At 68.1% G+C, this 2461-nt stretch carries 3 protein-coding genes and 1 pseudogene; all 4 read right to left on the bottom strand.

What is annotated here, in order from left to right; genetic code table 11:
• Window positions 1-285, bottom strand: a pseudogene (locus WA805_RS11365) (GNAT family N-acetyltransferase); the annotation flags it as partial.
• A 114-nt stretch (window positions 286-399) separates the two neighbouring features.
• The gene (locus WA805_RS11360; protein ID WP_422337841.1) at window positions 400-1170 is read right to left on the bottom strand and encodes an ABC transporter permease; all 771 of its coding nucleotides are present in this window, start codon (window positions 1168-1170) and stop codon (window positions 400-402) included.
• Complete coding sequence (locus tag WA805_RS11355) at window positions 1167-2078, bottom strand: ABC transporter ATP-binding protein (protein WP_425242324.1); 912 nt, start codon at window positions 2076-2078, stop codon at window positions 1167-1169. The genes WA805_RS11360 and WA805_RS11355 overlap by 4 nt, the downstream gene beginning before the upstream one ends.
• A gap of 108 nt (window positions 2079-2186) precedes the next feature.
• Window positions 2187-2461 (bottom strand): AMP-binding enzyme (locus WA805_RS11350; protein WP_425242323.1); only part of this gene is annotated, 275 nt, incomplete at its 5' end.

The raw sequence follows: 2461 nt of genomic DNA, 5'->3' as shown, positions 1-2461 counted from the left end.
GCTCTGGACCACCTCGTAGCTGGCGACGCCGACGACCTCTGCGCCGTACAGCGCGAGCAGGGCGGCGTGGTCCGCGCCGGGCTCGCGGGTGACGCGCCGTGCCTCTCGCTCGGCGGCCGTCCGGCTGGTACTGAAGAAGCGCAGGTAAGCGTTGTCCGGGGACATCGCCTCGTGCATCGCCTTGACGGCGGCGAAGTCGCCGGCCGCGGCGGCCCTGATCTGGACCGTCGATCCGTCCGCGAGCAAGGCGTACACGCCGGCGGTCGCCGCTACCGGGTGGCTCACTGGTGCTCCTCAGACCTTCAGGACCGTTCCCTTCCGCTCATCTTCTCCCTTGTGCCCGGCTCCTGCCCACCGTCAGAAGGCCCCTTAAACCGGGACTAAAGCCCCGGCCTGGGATCAGCCCTGGCGCGGCTCCCAGGTGAAGAACCTGATGGCGACCAGCATGCCGGCGATGCCCCAGACCGCGACGACGAGCACGTCCGTCCAGTTGAACGCGGTACCGAGGAAGCCGGCCTCCATGCTCAGCACGAAGTGCCTGACGGGGAAGACCTTGGCCACCCACAAGATCCAGGCCGGGGTGTTGTTGCCGAACGGGATGAAGATGCCGGACAGGAACTCGAGCGGGAGGATGATGGCGTTGATGATCGGGGCCGCCGCGTCGGCGTTCGGGATGACCGCGGTGACCGCGAGCCCGAGGGCGCAGAATGCGGCCGCGCCGACCAGCAGCGCGACGATGAACCGCAGCAGGCTCAGCCCGGTGGGAATGTCGGCGCTGTACACGAGGCGGCCGAACACGGCGGTGATCGCCACGAGCAGGACCGCCACCAGTATCGCGTGCAGGATCCTGCCGCCGATGAAGGACGCGCTTGGCAGTGGGGTGCCGTGCGCCCGCTTGAGTATGCCGTCCTCGCGCTGGAAAGTGACCGCTGCCGCGATGTTGTTGAAGCACGCGGTGATCACCGAGAAGGAGGCCATGGACGCCACGTAATAGGTGGAGGTGTTGACGGTCCTGCTGCCGATCTGGACGGTGAAGTGGCCAAGCAGCGCCGTGAAGATCACCAGGAACAGCAGCGGGAACGCGAACGTGAAGAACGCCGACGCAGGGTTGCGCCAGAACGCCTTGTTGACGTAGCGGAGCTGGACGCCGGTCAGCCGGAGCGTGGTCATGACGCCACCTCGCGTTCGCCGGTCAGCGCCAGGTAGACGTCCTCGAGCGAGGGCCTGGTCACCTCGAGCCCGTCCAGCGCGATCCCGTTGTCGATGGCCCAGCCGGTGAGCAGGTGCAGGTCGCGGACCGCGTCAGCGGACGTGATCACCGTGAAGCCGTCCGCGTCCGGCGCCCCAGGCATCGTGTCCGGTGGTGTCGCGCCGGCGGGCAGCCGGTACCTGATGCGCGCCCGCGCCAGGTTCCGGTCGCCCAGCGTCGCGGGTGTCCCTTCGGCGACGATCCGCCCGGCAGCGATCACGGCCACCCGGTCCGCCAGGTACTGCGCCTCGTCCATGTAGTGCGTGGTCAGCAGCACTGTCTTGCCGAGCGACGCGAGGTTCTTGATCACCTCCCACGCGTCCCGCCTGGCCGACGGGTCGAACCCGGTGGTCGGCTCGTCGAGGAACAGCAGGTCGGGGTCGCCTGCCAGCGCGACCGCCATGTCCAGCCTGCGCGTCTGGCCGCCGGACAGCTTGGTGACCCGGCTGTCCCGCTTCTCCGTCAGGCCGGCGAGCTCGACGACCTCGTCCGGTGGCCGCGGCCGTGGGTAGTAGCTGGCGTAGAGCCGGACGGTCTCGATGACGGTCAGGTACCGGTCGATTCCGGTCTTCTGGAGCACGATTCCGACCTGCGGCAGCATCTTCGCCCGGTCGCGCTCCGGATCGCACCCGAGCACGGCCACCTCGCCGCCGTCCCGTCGCCGGTAGCCTTCGAGGATTTCGACCGTGCTGGTCTTGCCCGCGCCGTTGGGCCCGAGCAGGGCGAAGATCTCGCCATGCCTGATGTCCAGGTCGATCCCGCGGACCGCCTGCACCGAGCCGTACGACTTAACCAGTCCGCGCACCCGGACCGCGAGTTCGTCAGCCACGGGACTAGCTCAGCGCACCAGCGGGGCGCCCGGCAATATTCCAAATGTCACGACTTCATGGTGATGGGGCCGTCGCTGCGCGACGGCCCCATCACCACAGGGTTCCGGTTACTCCTGCCCGAAGGACTTGATCTCGTGTTCCTCGGTCTCGCTCAGCTCGCGGGGGACCTCGCCCTTCGCGCGCTTGGCGGACTGAACCTGCTCGCGGATCTTGTCCACGATCTCCGGGTTGGCCAGCGTGGTGATGTCCCCGGTGTCGGTGAAGTTGGAGGTCGCGGCGATCACGCGGCGCATGATCTTGCCGGACCTCGTCTTCGGCATGTCGGGGACGATCCAGATGTTCTTCGGCCTGGCGATCTTGCCGATGTCGGTCTCGATCGCGA

Origin of the sequence: Trebonia sp., from assembly GCF_049794275.1 — a bacterium.
Taxonomy (GTDB): Bacteria; Actinomycetota; Actinomycetes; order Streptosporangiales; family Streptosporangiaceae; genus Trebonia.
Note: the sequence above shows the minus strand (reverse complement) of the source record. Positions and strands in the feature narration are given on the sequence as shown.

Bases quoted from the DNA above. Each gene is read 5' to 3' on its own strand.
- WA805_RS11360 (WP_422337841.1), bottom strand. From the start codon at position 1,170: ATGACCACGCTCCGGCTGACCGGCGTCCAGCTCCGCTACGTCAACAAG.